The organism is Streptomyces sp. NPDC040545, assembly GCF_055595065.1.
Window position 1 is genome coordinate 53,015 of the sequence record NZ_JBVIWA010000013.1, and the last position, 26,119, is coordinate 79,133.

At 71.0% G+C, this 26,119-nt stretch carries 17 protein-coding genes; 9 read left to right on the top strand and 8 right to left on the bottom strand.

Annotated elements, in window-relative coordinates:
• The first annotated feature begins 290 nt into the window (after positions 1–290).
• Together ACZ573_RS23710 and ACZ573_RS23715 are read left to right on the top strand one after the other, a co-directional pair.
• Positions 291–1,037 (top strand): IclR family transcriptional regulator, encoded by a 747-nt coding sequence (locus ACZ573_RS23710; RefSeq protein WP_471307225.1) that lies wholly within the window; start codon positions 291–293, stop codon positions 1,035–1,037.
• A 97-nt stretch (positions 1,038–1,134) separates the two neighbouring features.
• Positions 1,135–1,584, top strand: a complete 450-nt coding sequence (locus ACZ573_RS23715; protein ID WP_030008369.1) for an SsgA family sporulation/cell division regulator — start codon at positions 1,135–1,137, stop codon at positions 1,582–1,584.
• Between the two features lie 142 nt (positions 1,585–1,726).
• On the opposite strand, the gene ACZ573_RS23720 is transcribed toward ACZ573_RS23715, so the two are convergent.
• Entirely contained in the window at positions 1,727–3,214 is a 1,488-nt protein-coding gene (locus ACZ573_RS23720) for a YibE/F family protein (protein ID WP_471307227.1), read from the bottom strand.
• 179 nt (positions 3,215–3,393) lie between these two features.
• Between ACZ573_RS23720 and thiC the strand changes: the two genes are divergently transcribed.
• On the top strand, positions 3,394–5,181 hold the full coding sequence (gene thiC, locus ACZ573_RS23725) for a phosphomethylpyrimidine synthase ThiC (RefSeq protein ID WP_471307229.1): 1,788 nt from the start codon (positions 3,394–3,396) through the stop codon (positions 5,179–5,181).
• Between the two features lie 133 nt (positions 5,182–5,314).
• Here the strand turns inward: thiC and ACZ573_RS23730 are convergent, their stop codons facing one another.
• The 3 genes from ACZ573_RS23730 to ACZ573_RS23740 all read right to left on the bottom strand — a co-directional run bounded on the left by ACZ573_RS23730 (position 5,315) and on the right by ACZ573_RS23740 (position 8,941).
• On the bottom strand, positions 5,315–6,133 hold the full coding sequence (locus tag ACZ573_RS23730) for a hypothetical protein (protein WP_471307231.1): 819 nt from the start codon (positions 6,131–6,133) through the stop codon (positions 5,315–5,317).
• Between the two features lie 148 nt (positions 6,134–6,281).
• Positions 6,282–7,577, bottom strand: coding sequence for a metallophosphoesterase (locus ACZ573_RS23735; protein ID WP_471307486.1), 1,296 nt, complete (start codon positions 7,575–7,577; stop codon positions 6,282–6,284).
• Between the two features lie 248 nt (positions 7,578–7,825).
• On the bottom strand, positions 7,826–8,941 hold the full coding sequence (locus ACZ573_RS23740) for a LacI family DNA-binding transcriptional regulator (RefSeq protein ID WP_403635573.1): 1,116 nt from the start codon (positions 8,939–8,941) through the stop codon (positions 7,826–7,828).
• Positions 8,942–9,302: 361 nt separating this feature from the next.
• On the opposite strand from ACZ573_RS23740, the gene hisC reads away from it, so the two are divergent.
• Positions 9,303–10,382 carry a histidinol-phosphate transaminase gene (gene hisC / locus ACZ573_RS23745; protein WP_471307234.1) on the top strand — a complete coding sequence of 360 codons (1,080 nt, stop codon included), beginning with the start codon at positions 9,303–9,305 and terminating at the stop codon, positions 10,380–10,382.
• Between the two features lie 52 nt (positions 10,383–10,434).
• On the opposite strand, the gene ACZ573_RS23750 is transcribed toward hisC, so the two are convergent.
• On the bottom strand, positions 10,435–10,803 hold the full coding sequence (locus tag ACZ573_RS23750; protein ID WP_030010169.1) for a cyclophilin-like fold protein: 369 nt from the start codon (positions 10,801–10,803) through the stop codon (positions 10,435–10,437).
• Positions 10,804–10,994: 191 nt separating this feature from the next.
• Between ACZ573_RS23750 and ACZ573_RS23755 the strand changes: the two genes are divergently transcribed.
• From ACZ573_RS23755 to ACZ573_RS23770, 4 genes are all read left to right on the top strand, one after another.
• A complete protein-coding gene (locus tag ACZ573_RS23755; protein ID WP_373044213.1) occupies positions 10,995–12,500 on the top strand; it encodes a cytochrome ubiquinol oxidase subunit I in 1,506 nt (501 codons plus the stop codon).
• Positions 12,501–12,518: 18 nt separating this feature from the next.
• Positions 12,519–13,520, top strand: coding sequence for a cytochrome d ubiquinol oxidase subunit II (gene cydB / locus ACZ573_RS23760; protein ID WP_471307236.1), 1,002 nt, complete (start codon positions 12,519–12,521; stop codon positions 13,518–13,520).
• A 116-nt stretch (positions 13,521–13,636) separates the two neighbouring features.
• The gene (gene cydD, locus ACZ573_RS23765) at positions 13,637–17,293 is read left to right on the top strand and encodes a thiol reductant ABC exporter subunit CydD (RefSeq protein ID WP_471307238.1); all 3,657 of its coding nucleotides are present in this window, start codon (positions 13,637–13,639) and stop codon (positions 17,291–17,293) included.
• A 21-nt stretch (positions 17,294–17,314) separates the two neighbouring features.
• Positions 17,315–19,123 (top strand): GAF domain-containing sensor histidine kinase, encoded by a 1,809-nt coding sequence (locus ACZ573_RS23770; protein WP_471307239.1) that lies wholly within the window; start codon positions 17,315–17,317, stop codon positions 19,121–19,123.
• Here ACZ573_RS23770 and ACZ573_RS23775 read toward each other — a convergent pair.
• A complete protein-coding gene (locus ACZ573_RS23775) occupies positions 19,120–20,010 on the bottom strand; it encodes a Cof-type HAD-IIB family hydrolase (RefSeq protein ID WP_471307241.1) in 891 nt (296 codons plus the stop codon). The genes ACZ573_RS23770 and ACZ573_RS23775 overlap by 4 nt on opposite strands.
• 106 nt (positions 20,011–20,116) lie before the next feature.
• Between ACZ573_RS23775 and ACZ573_RS23780 the strand changes: the two genes are divergently transcribed.
• Positions 20,117–21,022: an LLM class flavin-dependent oxidoreductase gene (locus tag ACZ573_RS23780; RefSeq protein ID WP_471307244.1), complete on the top strand. Its 906-nt coding sequence runs from the start codon at positions 20,117–20,119 to the stop codon at positions 21,020–21,022.
• Between the two features lie 57 nt (positions 21,023–21,079).
• Here the strand turns inward: ACZ573_RS23780 and ACZ573_RS23785 are convergent, their stop codons facing one another.
• Together ACZ573_RS23785 and ACZ573_RS23790 are read right to left on the bottom strand one after the other, a co-directional pair.
• Positions 21,080–24,121 (bottom strand): tetratricopeptide repeat protein, encoded by a 3,042-nt coding sequence (locus ACZ573_RS23785; protein WP_471307246.1) that lies wholly within the window; start codon positions 24,119–24,121, stop codon positions 21,080–21,082.
• Entirely contained in the window at positions 24,118–26,007 is a 1,890-nt protein-coding gene (locus ACZ573_RS23790) for an HSP90 family protein (RefSeq protein ID WP_471307248.1), read from the bottom strand. The genes ACZ573_RS23785 and ACZ573_RS23790 overlap by 4 nt, the downstream gene beginning before the upstream one ends.
• Positions 26,008–26,119: the final 112 nt, after the last annotated feature.

Genomic DNA, 26,119 nt, shown 5'->3' on the forward strand with positions numbered 1-26,119 from the left:
GCTGTCCGGGCGGATCCGGGATTGAGCCAGGCGAGGGAACATGACCCACTGAACGGCTCACATCCCCGGAATCGGTGGATAGAGTGGCAATCTATGCCGTTCCCTGGGCACCGAAAGCCGGTACCACCGCTCCGACCTGCCGCCCTGACCTGCGGCGAAGCAAAACGAGCTGCCGAGTACGACCCCCAGGAGCGACGGCACGCGCGGGGGCGGCCCCCGCAGGGCGGGTCTCCCCAAAGGCCCGCCGCCACGCCTGGGGGTGAGCTTTGTCTCCGGTTCGCAACGCCGGTGTGCCGACTCTGATCGGTTCGGTGCAGCGCGCGCTGAGGCTGCTCGAAGCGGCGGGGTCCCATAGCGGGGGAGCCCCGGCGAAACAGCTGGCGCGCGAGGCCGGGCTCCCGCTTCCCACCGCGTACCACCTGCTGCGCACACTGACCCACGAGGGCTACCTGCGCAGAGTGCGCGGAGTGTTCGTACTGGGCGAGGCCGCGGAGCGGCTCGCCCGTGGGGGACTCCAGCAGAAACGTCGCAGCATGATCCTCGACTCGCTCGCGCACTTCCGCGACGCGGTCGGGGCCCCTGTCTACTTCGCGGTCTACCGCGAGGGTGAGATCGAGGTCGTGGGTGTCTCGGACACTCCGGCCAACCCGGCCTGTGAGGAATGGGCCGACTTCCGTGAGACCGCCCATGCGCACGCCATCGGGCAGTGCCTGCTCGGGCAACTCGACGAGAAGACGCGCAGGGAGTACTACGACCGTCATCCGGTCGAGGCCATCACCCCCTATACCGTCCGCGATCTACGGGCCCTGGAAAACCGGATCGGGGCGCTCGGGCGAATGCAGCCGGTGATCGAACGCCAGGAATATGCCCTTGGCACGATCTGCGCCGCCATCCCCATTGCGGCCGGCGATACGGTCGCGACGATGGCCATTTCTCTACCCCTCCATCAAGAAGAGCGATTGCTCTATGTAGTCAATCGGCTACGGAGTGAAGTAGGCGCGCTGTTGAGCACCCTCTCGTTCTCTATCAGTATCTGAAAACTCACTCCTTGTGATCTGCTACCGCTTCCACCACTCTTGTCAAGTGGGTCCTGGGGGATCATTCCTGGCCACTTCAACTACAGCGGGGTAGTCCATGCGCGAGTCGGTACAGGCAGAGGTCATGATGAGCTTCCTCGTTTCCGAGGAGCTCTCGTTCCGGATTCCGGTGGAACTCCGGTACGACGCACGCGACCCCTACGCAGTCCGCCTGACCTTCCACCTTCCCGGAGACGCGCCCGTGACCTGGGCGTTCGGCCGGGAGCTCCTCCTCGACGGCATCAACAAGCCATGCGGTGACGGCGATGTGCACATCGCCCCGACCCACCCGGAGGACCTGTCCGACGTCCACATCCGCCTTCAGGTCGGCGGTGACCGGGCCCTGTTCCGGGCCAGCGCGGCGCCGCTCGTCGCGTTCCTCGACCGCACCGACCGGATCGTTCCGCTCGGACAGGAGCGCAATCTGGGCGACTTCGAGGAAAACCTCGACGAGGCGCTCGGCAAGATCCTCGCCGAATCGCAGCAGAACGAACAGAACGCCGGCTGACGGGCTGACGGGCTGACCGGACGACCGGACGACCGGCTGATCGGACCGGACTACCGGACGACCGGATCGGACGACCGGACGACGGGCCGGCGGGCCGACCCGCTGACGGCCAGGCCGATCGGCCGGCCGGACCACCGGCTGCTCAGCGCTTGCGCCGCCGGCCCCGGCCGCGGACCGGCCCCGTGGCCGGGACACCGGTCGGAGATCCCGGCCGGTCGGCAGAAACCACCAGCGCGGCCAGCGCCGTTGTCACGGGGACCGAGGCCACCAGGCCGATCGAGCCCACGAGGGTCCGTACGATCTCCTCGGCCACCAGCTCGCTGTTGGCCACCGAACCCATACTGCTGTTCGCGATCGAGAACAGCAGGAGAAGCGGCAGCGCGGCACCCGCGTAGGCCAGCACCAGAGTGTTGACCACCGACGCGATGTGGTCGCGGCCGATCCTGATGGCCGCCCGATAGAGGGAGCGCGGCCCCATCGAGGGGTCCGCGTGGTGGAGTTCCCACACCGCCGACGTCTGGGTGACCGTCACGTCGTCGAGCACGCCCAGCGATCCGATGATCACGCCTGCGAGCAGCAAACCGCTCATGTCGATGTCCGGGTACAGCCCGTGGATCAGCCCTGTGTTGTCGTCGGTGTTGCCGCTGAGGAACGCCCAGTCGATGAACCCCGAGCCGAGCAGCCCGATCAGCAACAGCGAGACGAGCGTGCCGAGGACGGCCACCGAGGTACGGGCGGTCAGCCCGTGGCACATGTAGAGCGCGATCAGCATGATGGCGCTCGCCCCGACCACCGCGACGACCAGCGGGTTCGAACCTTGCAGGATGGCCGGGAGGATGAAGAGGGTCAGCACGCCGAAGCTGACCACCAGGGCGACCAGCGCGAACAGCCCTCGCATCCGCCCGACGACGACGACCGCGACCGCGAAGATGCCGGCCAGCAGTGCCATCGGGAGCTTGCGGTTCACGTCGATCACCGAGTACTGGAGGTCGCGGGGGGCGTCCGGCGCGTACGCCACCACCACCTCCTGGCCGTCCTCCAACTGCCGTGGCGCGCCCGGCTGGACGACCTCCACGAAGGTGCGGCCCTTGTCCGGGCCGCTGGTGACCTCGACGGTGGCCTTCTTGCACTCGCCGGTCTGCTCGGCCTGCGCCTGGCGGCCCTCGGGAGTGGAGGGAGCCGCGGTCGTCGGCACCTGGGCGGCGTTCACGGATTTGCAGTCGACCTGGTCGAGCGAGGTGACCACGCCCTGCTGGGTCTGCCGGTCGAATCCCACCCCCGTGCGCTCGTGGCCCGGGGCGCCGCCCGGCCAGAGCACCACCATGCCCACGAAGACGGCCACGGCGAAGGGGATCAGTACGGCGGCGATGACCTTGCGCAGGTGCTTCGAGACGGGAGCCGCCGGGCCATGGCCATGGCCGTGGCCGTGGGACTGCCCCGGGAGGTGGCCGTCCGAGCCACCGCCGGAGCGGCCGTCGGACGGCCTGTCGGAGTGGCCGTCGGAATGCCCGTCGGACGGTCCGGGGCTCTCATGCGCGTGGCCGTTGTGGCCATGGGGCTCTGTGTGCTCGATGGGGGGCTGCGGCGAGGGCGTCACCAGCAGATCATCGCAAGAGATGAGGGGGCCCACTGTTCAGCACGCCATTGATGACGCTAGCGTGGGGGCACCTTTGCACAACGCGGGAGCTCGGAGCACCGGGCTGAGAGGACGCTGATCACCGTACGAGCATCACGGATGCGTACGGGAAGAGGCTGCGTCGACCGCCGAACCTGTTACCGGGTAATGCCGGCGTAGGGAGATCAGGTCTCATGACCATTCATGACGCACGCACGCCTGCCGTCAGCCAGGACGCCGACGGCCAGACCGAGCGCCAGCCCGGCTGGCACAAGGGATACCTGGCGGGCTCCCGCCCCGACCTCCGGGTGCCGGTCCGCCAGGTCCACCTCACCAACGGCAAGGACGTGACGCTCTACGACACGTCCGGTCCGTACACCGACCCGCAGATCGAGACCGACGTCCGCCGCGGCCTCGCGCCGCTCCGCGAGAACTGGATCATCAGCCGCGGGGACACCGAGGAGTACGCGGGCCGCCCCGTGCGCCCCGAGGACGACGGCATCAAGCACACCTCGCCGCGCGGCGGCCTCAAGAACCTCGACGCGGTCTTCCCGGGCCGGCCCCGCCAGCCCCGCCGCGGCCGGGGCGGCGCCGCCGTCACGCAGCTCGCGTACGCCCGCCGTGGCGAGATCACCCCGGAGATGGAGTACGTCGCGATCCGCGAGAACGTCTCCCCGGAGGTCGTCCGCGAGGAGATCGCCGCAGGTCGCGCCGTACTTCCGGCGAACGTGAACCACCCCGAGATCGAGCCGATGATCATCGGTAAGCGGTTCCTGGTGAAGGTCAACGCCAACATCGGCAACTCCGCGGTCACCTCCTCCATCGAGGAGGAGGTCGACAAGATGACCTGGGCGACGAAGTGGGGCGCCGACACGGTCATGGACCTCTCCACCGGTCGCAACATCCACACCACCCGCGAGTGGGTGCTGCGCAACTCCCCCGTCCCGATCGGCACCGTCCCGCTCTACCAGGCGCTGGAGAAGGTCGACGGCCGCGCCGAGGACCTGACCTGGGAGATCTACAAGGACACGGTCATCGAGCAGGCCGAGCAGGGCGTCGACTACATGACGGTCCACGCCGGCGTGCTGCTGCCCTACGTGCCGCTGACAGCCCGCCGCAAGACCGGCATCGTCTCGCGCGGTGGCTCGATCATGGCCGCCTGGTGCCTGGCGCACCACAAGGAGAACTTCCTCTACACGAACTTCGAGGAGCTCTGCGAGATCCTCGCGGCGTACGACGTCACGTACTCCCTCGGTGACGGCCTGCGCCCCGGCTCGATCGCGGACGCCAACGACGCGGCCCAGTTCGCCGAGCTGAAGACGCTGGGTGAGCTGAACACGATCGCCAAGCGGCACAACGTCCAGACGATGATCGAGGGCCCGGGCCACGTCCCGATGCACAAGATCAAGGAGAACATCGACCTTCAGCAGGAGATCTGCGAGGAGGCGCCGTTCTACACGCTCGGCCCGCTGACCACGGACGTCGCGCCCGCGTACGACCACATCACCTCGGGCATCGGCGCCGCGATGATCGCCTGGTGGGGCACCGCGATGCTCTGCTACGTCACGCCCAAGGAGCACCTGGGCCTGCCCAACCGCGACGACGTCAAGACCGGCGTCATCACGTACAAGATCGCGGCGCACGCCGCGGACCTGGCCAAGGGGCACCCGGGCGCGCAGGAGTGGGACGACGCCCTGTCCGACGCGCGGTTCGAGTTCCGCTGGGAGGACCAGTTCAACCTGGCCCTCGACCCGGACACGGCCCGCGAGTTCCACGACGAGACCCTGCCGGCGGAGCCGGCCAAGACCGCGCACTTCTGCTCCATGTGCGGTCCGAAGTTCTGCTCGATGAAGATCTCGCAGGACATCCGCCGTGAGCACGGCGGCGACCTGAAGGCGGAGGAGATCCGGGCGGGCATGGCGGAGAAGTCCGCCGAGTTCGCGGCCTCGGGCAACCGCGTTTACCTGCCGCTGGCCGACTGAGCGCGGGAAGCGCAGGAAGCACAAGTACGGCACGGGACGGACCCGCGACCCATGGGGGGAGCCGCGGGCCCGTCCCGTCGTGCGTGCCCGGGACCGGCTCGGTCCAGGCCCTGTCCCGGCCCCGCGCCGGTGGTCACTCCGGTGCGCGTTCCGGGCCGCCGAAGTCCGGGCTCGTGAAGTCCGGAGGCGTGTAGCCGGGCCGGGGGCTCTCCGACGGGGATCCCGGGCTGGTGAAGTCCGGACGGCTGTACCCCAGGTTGGGGATGCGGCCGGCCGCGGGTGTGCGGGGGGTGGGAAAGCCGGGGCCTGCGCTCGGGTCGGCCAGCGCGTCCCGGAGGAAGGGCATGATGCCGCGCTCCAGCAGGGCGTGCCGCCAGGCCTCGCGGGCCCGTGCGACCTCGTCGGGTATCGCCTCCGTCTCGTCCGCCGCCACCTCGGTCGCGCTGTTGCGGACGGCCGTCACCAGCAGTCCGATCACGGCGAAGAACAGGGCGGCCGCGGTGAGCCCGCCGAAGAGCCAACCCGCCGTCAGCATGGTTTCGGCGAAGGCCGGTTCGGGCTCGATCATCTTCAGGATGTAGCCCACGAGCAGGAAGATCAGCATGGCGGTGCCCGCCAGGACCGGCGCGAGGACCGCGACGACGGCGCTGATGCCCGCGCCGCTATCGCCGCCCTGGACTCCGTCCTCTTCCCCCGCCGTGCCGGGCGCGTTCAGTACCTCGTCGCGTCGTTCCTCGCGGACCTTCACGTAGTGGCCGTACTCGGCGGCGGCCGCGGCCGCCAGCAGGGCGCTGGCCCCCTGGGCCATGGTGCGCAGCTGTTCGGCATTCAGCCGTTCGCCGAGGGTGGCGAGTTCGGGCCGCTCGTGCGCGGCGCGCAGCGCCTCGTCGACGAGCCGATCGAACTCCGGTCGGTCTTCGGTCAGCAGGTGCGGAGCGCTGGTCATGTGCATCCCCCGATGCTCCGTAGAAGCCGGTATGCCCGCGTAGACCCGGGCGCCGGCACAAACGGAGGAGAGCCTGCTACGGATAGAGCGATGGTAGAGCGCCCACGCCACGCCGTGACAGGGGCTTTCCGGAAATACCCCTCTCCGTAAGCTCTCAGTCGCTCAGGGGGAGTTGTACGACAAGCAGTTTGCCCGCCATCGTCACCCCGCCGTCCATCGCGATGGCGAGACCCTCCGCGTACACGTGCGGGCCGTCCACCGCCTCGGGGCCGCGCGACTCGTCGCCGTCCTCGGTGCCCACTTCGCCGAGCAGGTACGGGATGGGGCTGTGTCCGTGGACGACGCGGCTGCCGCCGTAGGTGTCGAGGAGTTCGCGTACGGCCGCCGGGCCGGTTCCCTCGTCGCGGAAGGCGAACCGCTTGGTGAACTTGCGGAAGAGGTCCCAGGTGATGTCGGCGTCACCGCGGTTGAGGAGCTCGTGGATGGTGTCGTTGACGTCCTCGATGGAGTCGCCGTAGTCGAGGTAGGCCGTGGTGTCGGAGTGCAGCAGCAGGTGGCCCTCCTCCAGGACGGCCGCGTCCAGGCGGGACATCCACTGCAGGTGGACGTCCTGCAGGCGCTCCATGTCGGTGCGCTGGCCGCCGTTGAGGAGCCAGGCGGCCTGGAAGGTGGCGGTGCCGGCGCCGGAGACGACCGGGGTGTCACCGAACCGCTTGGCGCCGATGAGCAGGAGTTCGTGATTGCCCATCAGGGCCTTGCAGTAGCCGCCGGCGGCGGCGGCCTCGGCGGACAGCCGCATCACGAGGTCGATGACGCCGATGCCGTCGGGGCCGCGGTCGGTGAAGTCGCCGAGGAACCAGAGCCGGGCGTTGCCGGCGGACCAGCGGCGCTCCGCGTCGATCAGGCCCTGGGCTTGGAGTTCGGTGACGAGCTCGTCGAGGTAGCCGTGGACGTCGCCGACGACGTAGAGCGGGCCGGGGCCCGCGGCGTGGTCCTGGGGCACGTACTGGACCTGGACGGTGTCGCCGGGGCCGCCGAGCGCGCCGCGGCCGATGACGGGCAGGTCCCGGTAGGTCGGGGTGTAGCCCTCCAGGTCGTCCTCGTCGGGGCCCTGGGCCGCCGCGTGGGCCGGTTCGGCGTCGGGGTGTGCGTGGAGGCGCGTGTCGGGGTACGCAGGCTGCTGCGCGGGCGGCTGCGCGGGCGGCTGCGGTGCGGCCGGCTGGTGCGCGGGCGCCTGCGGCGCGTAGCCCGGCTGCGGGGGCACGTTCGGCGCGCCGTCCTCGTAGTACGCCGGGTACTCGCCGTACACCGGAGGCTCACCGGGCAGCCCGGTGGACGTGGATACGGCGTACAGGGCGGGTTCGGTGACGGGAACCCGGAAGTCCCGCAGCGTGTCCGTCCGCATCGCGGGTCCCTGACCGGCCCCCTGAGTCATCGACCCCTCCACCACCGTCGCGCTGCCGTACACCTGCGGACCCTCCTGACCTCCAGGGAGGAGGGTCCGTGATGTCGTGCGCCCATCATAGGAATGCGGCTCGCGCTCTGTGACGCACCAGGGGTGGTGAATCCTTTACGGAGCCGATCGTTCCTACCGTTTTCTCCCGATATCGGCGTTGCTGAAATCCTCGGCCGGTCCTTGGTCGGTGCTCGGATGGTCCTGGGTCGGTCCTTAGGCAGGCCGACCGGACGGTCTGTCGGTCAGTCCTGGGCCGGCGAACGGGGCGGGCTGACGGTCGTGCGGGGCTGCCTGCGCTGTGACGAGGTACGGATGATGAGCTCGGTCGGGACGACCTGCTCGACGGGGCGTCCGGTGTTCGCTCCCTCGATCGCGTCGATGAGGAGCTGCACGACGGCGGTGCCGATGCGGCGGGGTTTGAGGGACAGGGTGGTGATGGGCGGCTCGGTGTTGGCGTAGACGGTGGACTCGCTGCAGCACACGAGCAGCAGGTCCTCGGGGACGCGCAGGCCGTAGCGGCGGGCGGCGGCGAGCAGATCGGTGCCGTTGGGGTCGAAGAGCCCGTAGACCGCGTCGGGCCGGTCGGGGCGGGCGAGGAGCCGGTCGGCGGCGACGGCGCCCGCGCACGGGTCGTGGGCGGGGTAGGACTCGTAGACGGGGTCCTGGCCGACGCGCTCGCACCAGCTGAGGTAGGCGGTGGTGGAGAGCCGGGTGTAGGTGTCGGTGGTGGTCCCGGTCAGCAGTCCGATCCGGCGGGCGCCGGCGGCGGCGAGGTGGTCGAGCAGGCCGAGTACGGCGGCCTCGTGATCGTTGTCGACCCAGGCGGTGACGGGGAGGGAGCCTGCCGGGCGGCCGTCGGAGACCACGGGCAGACCTTGGCGGACCAGTTCGGTGACGACGGGATCGTGGTCGGAGGGGTCGATGACGACGGTGCCGTCGAGGGCGACGTTGGACCACACGTCGTGGCGGGAGGTGGCGGGGAGGATGACCAGGGCGTAGCCGCGGGCGAGCGCGGCGGAGGTGGCGGCCCTGGCCATCTCGGCGAAGTAGGCGAATTCGGTGAAGGTGAAAGGTTCATCCCCGTACGTCGTCACGGTCAGGCCGATGAGGCCGGACTTGCCGGTACGGAGGGTGCGGGCAGCGGCCGACGGGCGGTAGCCCAGCCGGTCGGCCACTTCGCGAACGTGGCGGCGGGTGGCGTCGGGCAGCCGTCCCTTGCCATTGAGCGCGTCGGAGACGGTCGTGATGGAGACGCCCGCCGCTGCGGCCACGTCCCTGATGCCGGCCCGGCCCTGTCGGCCGGCGGCCCGCCGGGTGGTCTCGGTCCGGCTCACCTGATGCTTCCCTGCTGCTGTCATGGCGAGCCGATAGTAGGGCTCGGCGGGGAGGGTGGTCTGGGTGCATATGCAGGCGTTGACAGGCACGTTTCTGCATGGTTCGCCACCCCCAATGACCTTGGAAATGAAGGTGTTTGATCGCTGAGGGCGAGTGTGGAGCTTGTCGTCGGGTCCGAGCATGCCAAAACGATGTGATCTCGGGCCGTTCTCAACTCACCTGCACGAGGGACGCGCGCCACGGCGCAGGCCACCGGCGCACGCATATATGCGTGCGCTCCCCCGCATTCCTGGCGCCCCCATTCTCGGAACGGCGGAATCCTCATAAGGTGAGCAGTATTGAGTCGACGGCGACGTCGTACGGGACGGTCGAGGAGGACCTGCGGTGAGCGAGAAGAGCCCGAAGCTGCGCGCCGAGCTGGACGGCATTCCGACATACAAGCCCGGCAAGCCGGCTGCCGCGGGAGGGCCTGTCGCGTACAAGCTGTCCTCGAACGAGAACCCGTACCCGCCGCTGTCGGGCGTGCTGGAGACCGCGGTCGCCGCGGCCGGGAACTTCAACCGGTACCCCGACATGGCCTGCACCGGCCTCGTGAACGAGCTCGCCGAGCGCTTCGGCGTGCCGGTCGAGCACATCGCCACGGGCACCGGCTCGGTCGGTGTGGCCCAGTCGCTGATCCAGTCGACCGCCGGCCCGGGCGACGAGGTGATCTACGCCTGGCGCTCCTTCGAGGCCTACCCGATCATCACGCAGATCTCGGGCGCGACCTCGGTGCGGGTCCCGCTGACCGACGGCGACGTGCACGACCTGGACGCGATGGCCGCGGCGATCACCGACCGGACCCGGCTGATCTTCGTCTGCAACCCGAACAACCCCACCGGTACGGCCGTGCGCCGCGCCGAGCTGGAGCGCTTCCTGGACCAGGTGCCCTCGGACATCCTGGTGGTCCTGGACGAGGCGTACCGCGAGTTCGTGCGCGACGTGGACGTACCGGACGGCATCGAGCTCTACCGCGACCGCCCGAACGTCGCCGTGCTGCGTACGTTCTCCAAGGCGTACGGGCTGGCCGGTCTGCGGGTCGGCTTCGCGGTGGCGCACGAGCCGGTGGCGGCTGCGCTGCGCAAGACGGCCGTGCCCTTCGGTGTGAGCCAGCTCGCGCAGGACGCGGCGGTGGCCTCGCTGCGTGCCGAGGACGAGCTGATGGGCCGTGTCGGGGCGCTGGTGAGCGAGCGCACGCGGGTGCACCAGACGCTGGTCGCCCAGGGCTGGACCGTGCCGGACACGCAGGCGAACTTCGTGTGGATGCGGCTGGGGGAGCGGACCGCCGAGTTCGCGGAGGTCTGCGAGAAGGCCGGTGTGGTGGTCCGGCCCTTCGCGGGCGAGGGCCTGCGGGTCACGATCGGTGAGACCGAGGCGAACGACCTCTTCCTGCACACGGCCGAGGCGTTCTTCAAGGAGCTCTAGGCGGTACGGAGCTCCGGGAGGCAGGGGGCCGAAAGGGCCGTCCCGTGGTGGCTCAGGCGAGTTCCACGCGGACGGGATCGCCGTCGCGGACGGTGGACAGCAGGCGGGGGTCGCCGTCGAAGGAGCCGAGCACGTTGCACGGGCTCGCGAGGCGGCTCTCGCCTCCACGTGAGATGGGCGTGGGGCCGTAGGGCAGCGCGAGGGCGTCGCCCTCGGTCCAGAACGCGACCGTGCCGGGGGCGACGACCTGCTGGGCGTCGTCCTCCAGGGCGACGGAGACCCCGGTGTCGAAGTAGACCTCCTCGCCCCAGGTGTTGGCGGAGGCGGAAATCGGAAGGGCCTCGGCCAGCGCCTTGCTGGTCGGGGTCTCGTCGAGGGTTGCGGTGAGCTGGCCCGCGGGCCAGGAGATTCGTATCTGCATGAGCCGCATTCAACAATCTGTTGAATCGATTGGCTAGAGGGGTACCCCGCTCGAAGGTGGCCGGGAGTGATGCGACATAATGCTTGTGAATGTGAACGCGTTCACAAGCGTGTCCTGCTTCCTCCCGGTATGGAGGGAACCCGCCAGGCAGACTGCGGCTGTGACCACGGCGACGACAAGGAGAAGACGACGTGGACCTAGCTTTGGCGCCGGAGACATTGGCGCGATGGCAGTTCGGCATTACGACCGTCTACCACTTCCTCTTCGTACCCCTGACGATCTCGCTCGCCGCCCTTACGGCGGGCTTGCAGACGGCGTGGGTGCGCACCGAGAAGGAGAAGTACCTCAGAGCCACGAAGTTCTGGGGAAAGCTCTTCTTGATCAATATTGCGATGGGTGTCGTCACCGGCATCGTCCAGGAGTTCCAGTTCGGCATGAACTGGTCCGACTACTCGCGATTCGTCGGCGACATCTTCGGGGCCCCCCTGGCCTTCGAGGCGCTGATCGCCTTCTTCTTCGAGTCGACCTTCATCGGTCTGTGGATCTTCGGCTGGGACAAGCTGCCGAAGAAGATCCACTTGGCGTGCATCTGGATGGTGTCCATGGGCACCGTCCTGTCCGCCTATTTCATCCTGGCGGCGAATTCCTGGATGCAGCACCCGGTCGGGTACCGCATCAACGAGGAGCGGGGCCGGGCCGAGCTCACCGACTTCTGGCTCGTGCTGACCCAGAACACCGCGCTCACCCAGTTCTTCCACACCATCACGGCCGCCTTCCTGGTCGGCGGCGCTTTCATGGCCGGAATATCCGCCTTCCACCTGGCGCGCAAGAAGCACGTCCCGGTGATGCGGAGCTCGCTGCGCCTCGGCCTGATCGTCATGATCATCGCCGGTATGGGCACGGCGATCAGCGGTGACCTGCTCGGCAAGGTGATGTACAAGCAGCAGCCCATGAAGATGGCCGCCGCGGAAGCGCTCTGGGACGGCGAGGCGCCCGCGCCCTTCTCCGTCTTCGCCTACGGAGACGTCGACAAGGGCCACAACAAGGTGGCGATAGAGATCCCCGGCCTGCTGTCCTTCCTGGCCAACGACGACTTCACTTCCTTCGTCCCGGGCATCAACGACGTCAACAAGGCCGAGCAGGAGAAGTACGGCCCCGGCGACTACCGGCCCAACATCCCGGTGGCCTACTGGGGCTTCCGCTGGATGATCGGTTTCGGCATGGCCTCCCTCGGCATCGGTGTGCTCGGCCTGTGGCTGACCCGCAAGCGGTTCATGCTGCCGGCGGAGCTGCGGACCGGGGAGGACGAGGTCCCCCACCTGGTGCTCTTCAAGAAGCCACTGAGCCCGAAGTTCGCCAACCTGTACTGGATCGTCGCGCTCTGGACGATGGGCTTCCCGCTCATCGCCAACTCCTGGGGCTGGATCTTCACCGAGATGGGCCGCCAGCCCTGGGTCGTCTACGGAGTCCTGCGCACCAGGGACGCGGTCTCGCCGAACGTGTCCCAGGGCGAGGTGCTCACCTCGATGATCGGGTTCACGCTCCTGTACGCGGTGCTGGCCGTGATCGAGGTCAAGCTCCTCGTCAAGTACGTCAAGGCCGGCCCCCCGGAACTCACCGAGGCAGACCTCAACCCACCCACCAAGATCGGTGGGGACGACAAGAACCCCGACCGGCCGATGGCCTTCTCGTACTGAGGCCGAGGAGCGCACACCATGCAACTCCACGATGTCTGGTTCATACTCATCGCCGTCCTGTGGACCGGCTACTTCTTCCTGGAGGGCTTCGACTTCGGAGTCGGCGTACTGACCAAGCTGCTCGCCCGTGACCGTACGGAGAAGAGGGTCCTGATCAACACGATCGGGCCCGTGTGGGACGGGAACGAGGTCTGGCTGCTCACCGCGGGCGGTGCCACCTTCGCCGCGTACCCCGACTGGTACGCCACCCTCTTCTCGGGTTTCTACCTGCCGCTGCTGCTCATCCTGATCTGCCTCATCATCCGTGGCGTCGCCTTCGAGTACCGGCACAAGCGCCCCGAGGACCGGTGGCAGACCAACTGGGAACACGCGATCTTCTGGACCTCGCTGATCCCCGCGTTCCTGTGGGGCGTCGCCTTCGCCAACATCGTGCGCGGCGTCAAGATCGACGAGAACAAGGAGTACGTCGGCGGCTTCCTGGACCTGCTGAACGTCTACTCGGTCCTCGGCGGCCTGGTCACCCTCACCCTGTTCACCTTCCACGGCACGGTCTTCACCTCGCTCAAGACCGTCGGCGAGATCCGGGACCGCTCGCGGAAGCTGGCGACCCGGCTGGGCGTGGTCACCGCCGTGCTGGCCCTGGTCTTCCTGATCTGGACCCAGGTCTCGCGCGGCGACGGTGCGAGCCTAATCGCGATGATCGTCGCGGTGCTGGCGCTGGTCGGGGCCCTCGGCTTCAACCTGGCCGGCCGCGAGGGCTGGTCGTTCGCACTGTCCGGGGTCACCATCGCGGCGGCCGTCGCGATGCTCTTCCTCACGCTGTTCCCGAACGTCATGCCGTCCTCGCTGAACGAGGCCTGGAACCTCACGGTCACCAACTCCTCGTCCAGTGCGTACACCTTGAAGATCATGACCTGGTGTGCGGCCGTGGCCACCCCGCTCGTCCTGCTCTACCAGGGCTGGACGTACTGGGTGTTCCGCAAGCGGATCGGGACGCAGCACATCGTCGACGTGCACTGAGCCCGGTACGGGGCTCTGTACCGAGCCCCGTACCGAGCTCTGCAGTCCCGTACCGAGTCCCCCGCGACGTATGACCCGCCCGTCCGGCTGACGACCTCCCCGAGGGGATGTTTCACGTGAAACCGATCGACCCGCGCCTGCTCCGGTACGCCCGTTCCACCCGCCTCTTCCTGGGGGCGGTGGTGGCTCTGGGTCTTGCCGGGGCGGGGCTGGTCGTCGGTCAGGCGATGCTGATCGCCGAGATCGTGGTCGGAGCGTTCGAGCGGGGGCTCGACGGCCAGGCACTCCGGACGCCACTGCTGCTGCTCGCTGCGGTGGCGCTCGGACGCGGTCTGATCACCTGGCTCACGGAGCTCGCCGCGCACCGTGCGGGTGCGGCGGTCAAGTCGGAGCTGCGGGGCAGGCTGCTGGACCGGGCCGCGGAGCTCGGGCCCGGTTGGCTGGCCGGGCAGCGGACCGGATCGCTGGTGTCACTGGCCACCCGGGGCGTGGACGCGCTCGACGACTACTTCTCCCGCTACCTGCCCCAGCTGGGGCTCGCGGTGGTCGTGCCGGTGGCCGTGCTGGCCCGCATCGTCACCGAGGACTGGGTGTCGGCGGCCATCATCGTGGTGACGCTGCCCTTGATCCCTGTGTTCATGATCCTCATCGGCATGGCCACCCAGTCCCGGATGGACCGCCAGTGGCGGCTGTTGTCCCGGCTCTCCGGGCACTTCCTCGACGTGGTGGCCGGGCTTCCCACCCTGAAGGTCTTCGGCCGGGCCAAGGCGCAGGCCGAGTCGATCCGCAAGATCACCGACGACTACCGGCGCGCGACGATGCGGACCCTGCGCATCGCCTTCCTTTCCTCCTTCGCACTGGAACTGCTGGCGACCCTGTCGGTGGCCCTGGTGGCCGTGACCATCGGCATGCGGCTGGTCCACGGCGAACTGGACCTCTACACCGGGCTGGTCATCCTGATCCTGGCGCCCGAGGCGTACCTGCCGCTGCGGCAGGTGGGGGCGCAGTACCACGCGGCCGCCGAAGGACTGGCGGCCGCCGAGGAGATCTTCGAGGTTCTGGAGACCCCCACCACCGGTACGGCCGGGAAGGCCGAGCTGCCGGGCGGTGCTCCCCTGCGGATCGAGATCGAGGGGATCGCCGTCCGCTACGAGGGCCGTGGCGAGGACTCGCCCCGGCCGGTTTCGCTCACGGTCGGGCCGGGGGAGTGCGTGGCCCTCACCGGTCCGAGCGGAGCGGGGAAGTCCACGCTGCTCCAGGTGCTGCTGGGATTCGTGACGCCGACCGCCGGGCGGGTCCGGGTCGCCGGCGTGGACCTGGCCGAGCTGTCGCCCGCGCAGTGGCGGCAGCAGATCGCCTGGGTGCCGCAGCGGCCGCACCTGTTCGCGGGAACGATCGACGAGAACGTGCGGCTGGCTCGCGCGGGGGCCTCCGACGCCGATGTGGCCCAGGCGCTGAAGGACGCCGGGGCCTGGGAGTTCGTGACCGCGCTGCCGCGCGGGGCGGAGACCGTGCTGGGCGAGGGCGGTGTGGGCCTGTCCGCCGGTCAGCGGCAGCGCCTGGCCCTGGCCCGCGCGTTCCTGGCGGACCGGCCCGTGCTGCTGCTGGACGAGCCGACGGCGGCGCTGGACGGCGAGACCGAGGCGGGGATCGTGGACGCGGTCCGGCGGCTCTCCGCGGGGCGGACCGTGCTGCTGGTCGTGCACCGGCCGGCGCTGCTCGCCGTCGCCGACCGGGTGGTGGCCATGGCGGCGGGTGACGGCCCCGAAGGGGCTGTCGCCGATGGGGCACTCCCCCGCCGCGCCGCTTTCCCCGCCGGCGCCGGGCTGCTGTCCTCCGATGCGGCCGGTGACCGCGGCGAACACGTCCCGGATTCCGGGGAGTGGATCCTCGGTGCGGCGCGCGAGCGGGCGGGGACCGGCAGCGGCTCGGGCCCGGTCGGTTCGAGCCAGGCCGGTTCTGCCGCTGCCGGTTCGGACGGGGCCGGTTCGGGCGGGGCCGGTTCGGGCGGGGCCGGGGATCCGCTGCGCCGGGTGCGGGCGGTCGCCAGAGCGTGGCAAGGACGGTTCAGGCTCGGGCTGTTGCTCGGGGCGCTGGCCGTCGGATGCAGCGTCGGCCTGATGGCGGTGTCGGGCTGGCTGATCTCGCGGGCCTCGGAACAGCCGCCCGTGCTCTACCTGATGGTGGCCGTCACGGCCACCCGGGCCTTCGGAATGGGCCGCGCCGTCTTCCGGTACGCCGAGCGGCTCGTCTCGCACGACGCCGTGCTGCGGATGCTCGCCGACCTGCGGGTCTCCGTCTACCGCCGACTGGAGCGCATCGCGCCCGCCGGGCTGCGCGAACACCGGCGTGGGGACCTGCTGGCCCGGCTGGTGGCCGACGCCGACGCACTGCAGGACTACTGGCTGCGCTGGCTGCTGCCGGTCGGTACGGCGGTGCTCGTCGGAACGGGCTCGGTCGCCTTCACCGCATGGCTGCTGCCCGAGGCCGGAGCCGTACTCGCCGTCGGACTGCTCGCCGCCGGCGTCGCGGTACCGCTGGTCAGCGGCGCCTGCGCCCGCCGGGCGGAGCGCAGGCTCGCGCCCGCCCGGGGCGAACTCGCCACTCGGGTGGCCGATCTGCTCACCGGGACCGCGGAGCTGACCGTGGCCGGTGCGCTGGAGGACCGCAAGGGCCGGACGCGCGAGAGCGACGGCCTGCTGACGGGCATCGCCGCACGGGGCTCGGCCGCGGCCGGGCTGGGCGGCGGCCTGTCGGCCCTGGTCTGCGGACTCACCGTCGTGGCCGCCGCAGCCGTTGCCGCGAACGCCGTCCACGACGGCCGGCTGTCCGGGGTGGCCATGGCCGTCGCGGTCCTGACGCCGCTGGCCGCCTTCGAGGCCGTGAACGGACTTCCGCTCGCCGTCCAGTACCGCCAGCGGGTACGCCGCAGCGCCGAGCGGGTCTACGAGGTCATCGACGCGCCGGTCCCGGTCGCCGAGCCGGAGCAGCCCGCCGCGGCCCCCGCTTCGCCGTTCCCGCTGCGGCTGACGGGGCTCACCGCCCGCCACCCCGGCCAGGAGCGTGCCGCGCTGCGGGACGTGGACCTGACCCTGGAGGCCGGCCGCCGCATCGCCGTCGTCGGTCCCTCGGGGTCGGGCAAGACCACCCTGGCCCAGGTCCTCCTCCGGTTCCTGGACCCGGCCGAAGGCACGTACAGCCTGGGCGGGAGTGACGCGCGCACGCTCCACGGCGACGACGTACGGGCTCTCGTGGGCCTGTGTGCCCAGGACGCGCACATCTTCGACAGCTCGGTCCGGGAGAATCTGCGTCTGGCCCGGACCGGGGCGAGCGAGGAGCAGCTGCGGCAGGCATTGGCCGCGGCCCGGTTGCTGGAGTGGGCCGACGGTCTTCCGGACGGACTGGACACGCTGGTCGGCGAGCACGGCGAGCGGATCTCGGGTGGTCAGCGCCAGCGGCTGGCTCTGGCCGGGGCGATGCTCGCGGACTTCCCCGTACTGGTCCTGGACGAGCCGGCCGAGCATCTGGACCTGGCCACGGCGGACGCCCTGACGGCGGATCTGCTGGCCGTGACCGAGGGCCGGACCACCGTGCTGATCACGCACCGCCTGGCCGGCCTGGAGGCGGTCGACGAGGTGCTCGTACTGGACCGCGGCGAGGTCGTGCAGCGCGGCCCGTACACGGAGCTGGCCGACGTCGACGGACCGCTGCGGCGGCTGCTGGAGCGCGAAAGGGCAGCGGACGGAACTTTGGCCAACTTTCCCCGCCAATAGGGACTAACTACGCTCAGGATCATGTCAGCGCAGCAGTCGCAGGAACCGCCGGATCCCTCACCGGGTCCCTTGCCGAATCCGTTGCCGGGAGCGCCGGGAGCGGAGGGAACGCCAGCAGCTGCGGGAGCTCCGGACCCGCTGGTGGCCGCCACCCAGGCCACCAGGAGTCTGCACGGGCTGTCCACCGAGCTCACGGCCCGCGTACCGCAACTGCTGGAGGCCATGAGGTCGGTCGGGACCGGGCTCGAGCTGCACACCACGCTGGACCGCATCTGCGAGACCGCGGCCGAGCTCGCGGACGCCCGCTACGCGGCGATCGGCGTCGTCGACACGGAGGGCCGCGGGCTCTCGGACTTCGTCACCCACGGGATCGGCTCCGCGCAGGCCCGGAAGATCGGACACCGCCCCGACGGGAAACGGGGTCTGCTCGGAGCGCTGATCTCGCACTCCGACACGGTGCGGCTCGCCGATCTGACGAAGGACCCGCGTGCGGCGGGGTTCCCGCCGCACCACCCGCCCATGAAGTCCTTCCTCGGAGTACCGATCCGGGTGCAGGGGGAGATCTTCGGCAATCTCTACCTCGCCGAGAAGAACGGCGGCGGCGAGTTCAGCGACTACGACCTCCACATGGTCCGGGTCCTGGCCACCGAGGCGGGCATCGCCATCGGCAACGCCCGGCTGTACGAGGCCGCCACCCAGCGCGAGCGCTGGATCGACGGCTCGGTGGCCGTCACCACCGCTCTCCTGTCCGGCGGGGACGCGGACGACGCGCTCGCGGTGGTCGCCGAACAGGCCCGCCGGCTGGCCGACTCCGCCGCCGGGATCGTCATGCTGCCGGCCGAGGAGGGCGGTATGGAGATCGTCGCCGTCTCCTCCGAGAACCCGGCCACCTCGCTCGGCGTGGTGATCCCGGCCGAGAGCCCGGTGGTGGACAGGCTGCTGGCGGGTGAGCCGGTCTTCGTGGACGACGCCGCGGCCGACCCCCGCATGACCAGCAAGCTCACCAGCCAGTACGGCCCGTGCATGCTGCTGCCGCTGCAGAGCGGCGGGCGGGTGCTGGGCGCGCTGGTGACCCCCCGGGCCCGCGGCGGGCGTCCTTTCACCGAGGCCGAGCGGACTCTTGCCAGCCAGTTCGCCTCACAGGCGGCGCTCGCCCTGATGATGGCCGAGGCACAGCGCGACCGCGAGCGGCTGGCGGTGTTCGAGGACCGTGACCGGATCGCCCGCGACCTGCACGACCTTGTCATCCAGCGGCTCTTCGCCACCGGGCTGATGCTGGAAGGCGCCCAGCGCCGGACCGTCGTCCCCGAGGTGCGCGACGGCGTGGGCAAGGCCGTGGACGAACTGGACGTGACGATCCAGGAGATCCGCACCGCGATCTTCGCCCTCCAACAGGGTCCGGCGGAGGCTCCGTCCGGGTTGCGTACCCGGGTGCTGCGGGAGATCAACATGGCTGCGGTGCCCCTGGGCTTCAAGCCCGCCCACCGTTTCCTCGGCCCGGTCGACACGGTTGTCGGTGAGCTGGTGGGCAAGAACCTGATCGCCGCCCTGCGCGAGGCCCTGTCGAACGCCTTCCGTCATGCCGAGGCGACCCGGATCGACGTGGTCATCGACTCCACCATCACGCTGGCCGACGGCCGCCCCGGTGTCCGGCTGGAGGTCGCCGACGACGGGGTGGGCATCCCGGAGGGCGGCCGCCGTAGCGGGCTGCGGAACCTGCGCCGACGGGCCGAGTCGCTGGGCGGCGCGAGCTCGTACGGTCCGGGCATCGGCGAGGACGGCGGCGGGACCACCGTGGTGTGGGAGGCCCCGCTCCAGCCCGTCGTCTAAGCCCTCTGCTGCTGCGCGGTCCGTTCGGCCAGGATGCGCTCGATGACGAGGGCGACCCCGTCCTCGTTGTTGGCGACCGTACGGCCCGACGCGGCCGCGATCACATCGGGGTGGGCGTTGCCCATGGCGTACGAGGTGCCCGCCCAGGTGAGCATCTCCACGTCGTTCGGCATGTCCCCGAAGGCGACGACCTCGGCGGGGGAGATGCCCCGCTCGTCGCAGCACAGCGCCAGGGTGCTCGCCTTGGACACGCCCGGGCCGCTGACCTCCAGCAGCGCGGTGGGACTGGACCGGGTGATCGACGCGTACTCGCCGGCGGCGGACCGAGCCAGCGCCAGGAACTCGTCCGGGGCCAGCTCGCCGTGGTGCGCCAGCAGCTTGAGCACGGGCGCGGAGCTCTCGTCCGTGTCCTCGTGCAGCAGCTTCTCGGCGGTGGCGACCCGGGCACCCGGGTCCTTGAAGAAGGGCGGGTACGTCGGCTCGTAGTTGATGCCGGTGGTCAGCTCGACCGCGAAGGAAGTGCCGGGTGCCGCGGCCCGCAGGGCATCGACGACAGCCAGCGCGGCCACCCGCGGAAGGGCTCGGACCTGCACGAACTCTCGTCCGGCATGCAGGTCGACCACCGCCGCGCCATTGGCGCAGATCGCCAGGCCGTGGCCGTGTACATGGTCGCTGACCACATCCATCCAGCGGGCCGGGCGGCCGGTGACGAAGAAGACCTCGATCCCGGCCTCCTCGGCCGCGGCGAGCGCGGCGACCGTGCGCGGCGAGACGGACTTGTCGTCGCGCAGCAGGGTGCCGTCGAGGTCGGTGGCGATCAGCCGGGGCGTGGGGGTTGGCCCGTCCGGGCACTGGGGAGCCGAGGTCACGGCTCCATCTTCGCCCATGGCCGAGGAGGTCCTGACCACGGGCGGGAGGCTGTCACCTCGGGCGATGTTTCACGTGAAACGCCGCCGTTTCACGTGAAACATCGGCTCGCCGTAGGCTCGAACCATGAGTCTGCGTCTGAGCACGGTGATCCTTCCGGTACGTCGATGGCACGAGGGAGGACGCGATCAGTGGCTTCGGGCCGAGCAGCTCGGGTTCCACACCGCCTACACCTACGACCACCTGTCCTGGCGGACGTTCCGCGACGGCCCGTGGTTCGGTGCGGTGCCCACCCTGACCGCGGCGGCAACCGCCACCGAGCGGCTGCGCCTGGGCACGCTGGTCACCTCCCCGAACTTCCGTCACCCGGTGACCCTCGCCAAGGACCTCATGAGCCTGGACGACATCTCCGGCGGGCGCATCACCCTCGGCGTCGGTGCGGGCGGCAACGGCTTCGACGCGACCGCGCTGGGCCAGGAGGCCTGGTCCCCGCGTGAGCGCGCCGACCGCTTCGCCGAGTTCGTGCCGCTGCTGGACCGGTTGCTGACCGAGGGCTCGGTGAGCCACGAGGGGACCTTCTACTCCGCCGAGGAGGCCCGCAACATCCCCGGCTGTGTGCAGCGGCCCCGGCTGCCGTTCGCGGTCGCCGCGAACGGACCGCGCGGCATGCGGCTCGCCGCCCGGCACGGCCAGGCCTGGGTGACCACGGGCGACCCGAAGCTCTTCGAGGAGGGCACGCCCGAGCAGTCGCGGGAGGCCCTGCGCGGGCAGCTCGAACGGCTCGGCGCGGCCTTCCTGGAGATCGGGCGGGACCTGGAGCCCGTGGAGAAGATCCTCCTGACCGGCTTCACGCCCGAGGCCAACACCGTGCTGCAGTCCGTGGACGCGTTCGTCGACTTCGCCGGCCGGCACCGCGATCTGGGATTCACCGAGCTGGTGATCCACGCCCCGATCCCGGACTCCGAGTTCGCCGCCGACGAGGCCGTGTTCGAGAAGATCGCCACCGAGGCCCTGGCCCAGCTCGACAGCTGACCCACCGGTCGTCGTCGCCGCTCGCACGAACGGCGACGACAACCGGGACGGCGAGCGTTACTCCGTGCCGTTCAGCTGCGTGAGCAGGCGCTCCGCGGACGGCAGGAGCCAGTCCGGCACGTCGTTACCGGGCAGCGCCCGGGCCTCGTCGATCAGCGCGGTCACGCGTGCGGCGCCCGCGGCCGCGTCGCCCCGCTCCTGCTCGGTCCAGGCCGCGTTGTTCACGCACTGGAACCGGTCCCGCAGATGGCCGGGGCCGAGCTCGGCGTAGATGCGGGCGGCCCGGTCCCACAGCTCGATCTCCTCCAGGCGCAGCCCGTCGACCTCTGCGGGGCTCAGCCGGGCCGCGGCCGCCGGCTCCGCCTCCGGGCCGGCGAGATCCTGCTCCCCGGCGTCCCCGGCGTCCCCGGTGTCCTTCTCGTCCTCGTCGGCGTCCTCGTAGGACTGCTCGTTCGTGTTGACGTGCCGGTCGAGCACCTGCGCCAGCTGGTGCCAGGTCTGGGCGAGTTCGGACCGCAGCTCAGGGGCGGCGGGATCCGCCGCCAGGGCCGCCTCCAGCACCTCGGCCGCCTCCTCCATCCGCTTCCGGGCCTCCGACACCGCCGTGGCGGTGACCTCCTCACGCAGCCCCAGCCAGGCCAGGGAGCGCAGGATCCGCGCCTCGGCGACCGGGACCCCGCCGGTCAGCCGGTGCAGCTCCAGGGCCCGCTCGTACGCGGCGGCCGCCTCCACGGCCAGTCCCGCGTCGCTCAGGGTGTCCGCGGCCGGATGTGCGAGGCCCGCCTGCGGACGCGGATCCTCCCAGCCCTTGGTGACCTCCGCAGCCAGCAGGTACTGCTCCGCCGCCGGCCGGGGCTCGTTCAGCCGGCGCAGCAGATCACCCAGGAATTCCCGTACGGACACCGCCTGCTGGTCGCCGTGCTCCAGCAGGTCCGCCAGCGCCGACTGCAGGACCTCCGCCGCCTCGGCGCTCCGGCCGTCCCGCGCATAGGCCCGGGCCAGCAGCAGCCGGGCCTGCGCACCGCCGTCGGCCGTGAGTCCGGCCTGGTCGAACCAGTGGGCCGCGGCCAGCGCGTGCTCCGCGCTCTCCGCGGCCGCTTCGCCCCGCTGCAGCAGGATGTCCGCGAGGGTCAGCCGTACGACGCCCTGTGTCTCGGCGTCGGTCACCTCGGTGGCGTGTTCCAGCGCGGAGCGCGCTGCGGCCTCCGCCTCCTCGGGCCGCTCCAGCGTCATCAGCACCCCGGCCCGCAGCACCAGCGGGTCCACGGCCCGCCACGGCCGGCCCGCCAGGGCAGCCCGCGCGGCGGACGCCGCGAGCAGCGGCACGGCCCGTTCCGGGTCGCCCTGCGTCAGGGCCACGCGGCCCAGCATCTCCTCGGCCTCCGACACCAGGTCCGCGAAAGTGCCCTCATGGGCGGCGACGAAGTCGGCCAGCTCGGCGGCCAGCTCCCCGTGGTGGTCGTGGTGGTCGTCACCGTCGGGCGTCTCCACCGAGCGCAGGTACGACTCCATCCGGATCGCCGACAGTTCCACGAGGGCGATGCGCCGGGCCCGCAGCGGCTCGGCGGCGTCCAGTGCCTCGGCGGACCGCAGGGCGACGCGCAGCAGTGCCCGGACCTCCGCCGGCGCGGCTCCGGACTGCGCTGCCACACCGGCCAGCCGCAGTTCCGCGAGCGCCGCGCGCTCGGCGACGCCGAGCGCCCGGTAGCCGTCCCGGACCGCGCTCAGCAGCTCCGGCGCCTCCTTGGCCCCACTCCGTCCTGCTGCCAGGGCCTGCTGGTCCGCGAGGTCGGCGCGGACCAGCGGATCGGCCTCCGGCAGCGCGTCCAGCCGTACCGCCACCTCGGCCCACAGCGCGTCCGTGCCCGGATGACCCAGGTCCCGGGCACGGCGGGCCCGCTCCACGAGCTCGGTGAAGGCGGCGGCCGTCAGGGCCGGCCCGGGCCCGTGGGCAGCGGGAGCGGGGGCCGAGGCGGTCTGCGGCAGCGCCGCACTGCGCACGCCCAGCGGCAGCTCGGCCAGCAGCGGCTCGCGACCGACCTGTGCGAGGAACCGGTCCGAGACCCGGGTCGTGCCGTTGCGCGCGTCGAACTGCCGGGCGATGTCCAGGCAGCCCGCATACAGCACCTCGTACAGCTCGTCGACGGTTCGCGGGCTTCCTTCGTAGGGCACGGCCGGGGTCCGCCCGTGCCCCAGCTCCCGCAGGCGGCGCAGCAGCACGAGGATGGCGCCGTGGAAGGCCAGCCGGTCGTCGAGGTTGGCGAGCGGAGCCACATGGGCGGCGTGTTCGGCCAGGATCTCCAGGCCGCGCGGTTCGTTGCCGGTGAGCGCGCAGAACTCGATGTGCTTGCCGACCGAGGGCAGGAGGCTCTCGTTGCCGCGGGCCATGCGGTAGCCGCGCAGGTGGTGGGAGCGCGCCTCGTCGGCCCGGCCGAGCCGCAGCAGCGGCAGCAGCGAGGTGGCGAGCAGCCGGTGGGGCTCCTCGGCGCAGGTCAGATCACCCTCGAGAACCGGCTTCCACAGCTCCAGCGCCTCGGCGTCGTTGCCGTGCAGGACGGCGTACTGGCCCTGGCCGTTGAGTTCGCAGGCCCGGCAGTCGCTCATGTCGTCGCGCTCGGCGGCCAGCCAGCGCCGGAAGGCCCGCTCGGCGCGCTCGTCCTCGCCGGTCGCGTCGGCGAGCCACAGCTCGGCCTCGCGAACGGGCCGCTCGCTGTAACCGGCGATCCGGTAGCGGCGTTCCATCTCGTCCAGCCAGCCGGTGGCCGACTCCAGCGGGATCCCGGGAGAGTCGGAGATGGCCGTGGCCACCCACTTGAACTGCCAGAACAGCGAATGCGTGTCCCAGTGCGAGAAGGCGCCCGGGTCTTTGTCGTATTCCTGGAGCAGCCGGGCGAAGGGGACCAGCATCCTGGACGACTCGGAGCTGTAGAGGTAGGCGTTGATCAGGTTGTCCAGGGCCTCGCGGAACAGGGCCCGGTCACCGCTCGTCTCTGCCGCGCCGGCCAGGGCCTCGGCGTGCGCGTTGCGCACGGCGCCGTTCGGCGTCTCGCGGTTCTCCGCCAGACCCCGCACGATCTCCTCGCGCGTCAGCGTCGTCACTTCTGGTCCTCCTGGGCGTCGCGGGAATCGGTGGAGTGGGTCGCCCATTCCAGGAGTCCGAGGAAGGCCCGGTTGAGCAGGGTGGAGTCGGCGGGGCGCAGCGGCCGCTGGGACATCAGCAGGGCCTGCCCGTAGAGCGATTCGACGGCGGTACCGGTCAGGGCCTCGTCGGGCAGCGCGGCGATCCGGCGGATCAGCGGGTTGTTGTGGTTGAGGACCAGCCGGGCGCGCGGTGCGGAGCCGCGCAGCGCGCCGAGGATGCCGCTCCACAGGGAGTCGGCGCTCTCCAGCGCGGCGGTGCGGTCGCGCTCCTGGCGGGCCTGCCGGTCGTCGAGGTACAGCGCGGGCACGGCGACGGGCTGGAAGGCGCGCAGCACCACGTCGCAGCCCTGGGCTTCCAGCCGGGTGCGCGCGGTGGCCAGGAAGGGGGCGAGCGCCAGTTCGGCTGCGGCCGGCACCGGGTCCAGCCGCTCGGTGACGGCCCCGGCGTCGAGTTCGGTGACCTTGAGCTCCGGCCGTACGGCGGGCAGCAGGGCCAGCAGGTCCGCGTCGTAGGTGTATCCGGCGTTGATGACGCCGAGCCCGTGGGCCGCGGCGATCGGTGCGATCTGCCGGAACTCCTCGACGGTGCGGGTGAAGTGGATGTCCGTGTGGGCGGCCGCGAACTCCTGGAGGCTCATCGAGCCGTCGCTGGTCTCGAACGGCAGCCACGGCAGCATCAGCCCGAGCAGCTCGGAGTCGTGCCGGGCCATGGACTTCACGCCGAGGTGGTGGACCTGCAGGAAAGCGGCCAGGCGGTCCGGATCGCTCGCCGCGAGCTCGGCGAGCCAGCCGCGGACCCGGCCGCCGAGGGCGTCCCGTACGGCGGCGAGGGTCTCGTCGTCGTACAGGTTCTCGCGGGAGGCGGTGGGGCGCAGGGTGTCCGTGTCGAGGACGGCGCGGACGAAGAACGCCCAGTCGGGCAGCAGGTTGTCGGCCCGGTCGGTCAGCAGCATGCCCTTGAGGTGGACGCGGTGTCCGGCCCGGTGGGCGGGGCTGGTCGGTTCGGGAAGGACGTATGCCACTCCGCGTACGCCGGCGACCGGCAGGTCGAGGTCGATGCTGTCGAGCGGGGTGAACCCGAAGAGCTGCGCACAGTGCCCGGCGAGCGCGACGCGACGGGCGGCCGGGGTGGGAAAGGGGCGGTCCCACACGGCGGGCCGGTCGGTGACGGGACGCGGCTCGCCGCCCTCGCCGTCGTCGAAGGTGATGTCGTACGGCAGCAGGGAGCCGTAGTCGCAGGCCAGCTCCTCGACCTTGGCCGGGACGGCCCATTCGGTGGCGCCCGGGCGGGCCTCCAGGACGACGGTGGTGCCGGGCTCCGGCCGTGCCTCATGGGGCAGTTCGCGCACGGTGTACGAGCCGTCGTCCGTGGCCAGCCATTCGACGGGCGCGGCCTGGGAGTCGCGGGCGGAGCGGGTGACGACGCGGATCTGACGGGCCACGACGAAGCACGCGAGTAGGCCGATGCCGAACTGGCCGAGGAACTCCTGGCGGGTCGCCTCCAGGCCCTGCTCGTTGAGATCGGCGCCTGCGCCACCGCGCTTGGAGCTGCGGCCGATGGTGGCGAGGAGGGAGTGGGCCTCGGCGGCGGTCAGGCCGATGCCGCTGTCCTCGATGGTCACGCGGCCGCCGGACGCCGAGAGCCGGATGCGGGCCTCCGCCGCCGGGTCGAGGGCGTGGCGCGCGGTGATCGCGTCCACCGCGTTCTGCAGGAGCTCGCGGACGTAGACGCGCGGGCTGGAGTAGAGGTGGTGGGAGAGGAGGTCCACCAGGCCGCGCAGATCGACCTGGAAGCTGTGGGGCGTCGACGGGGGCGTGGACGGGGATGTGGACGTGGACGTCATAGGGCGTCACCTCGCGTGCATACAGGGATGGTTCGGTGATCGCGAGGTCCCCCCCTCACAGATCCCGGAGTGGTTCACAGATTAGGGGGATGGTCGGACAATCTCTGCGTGA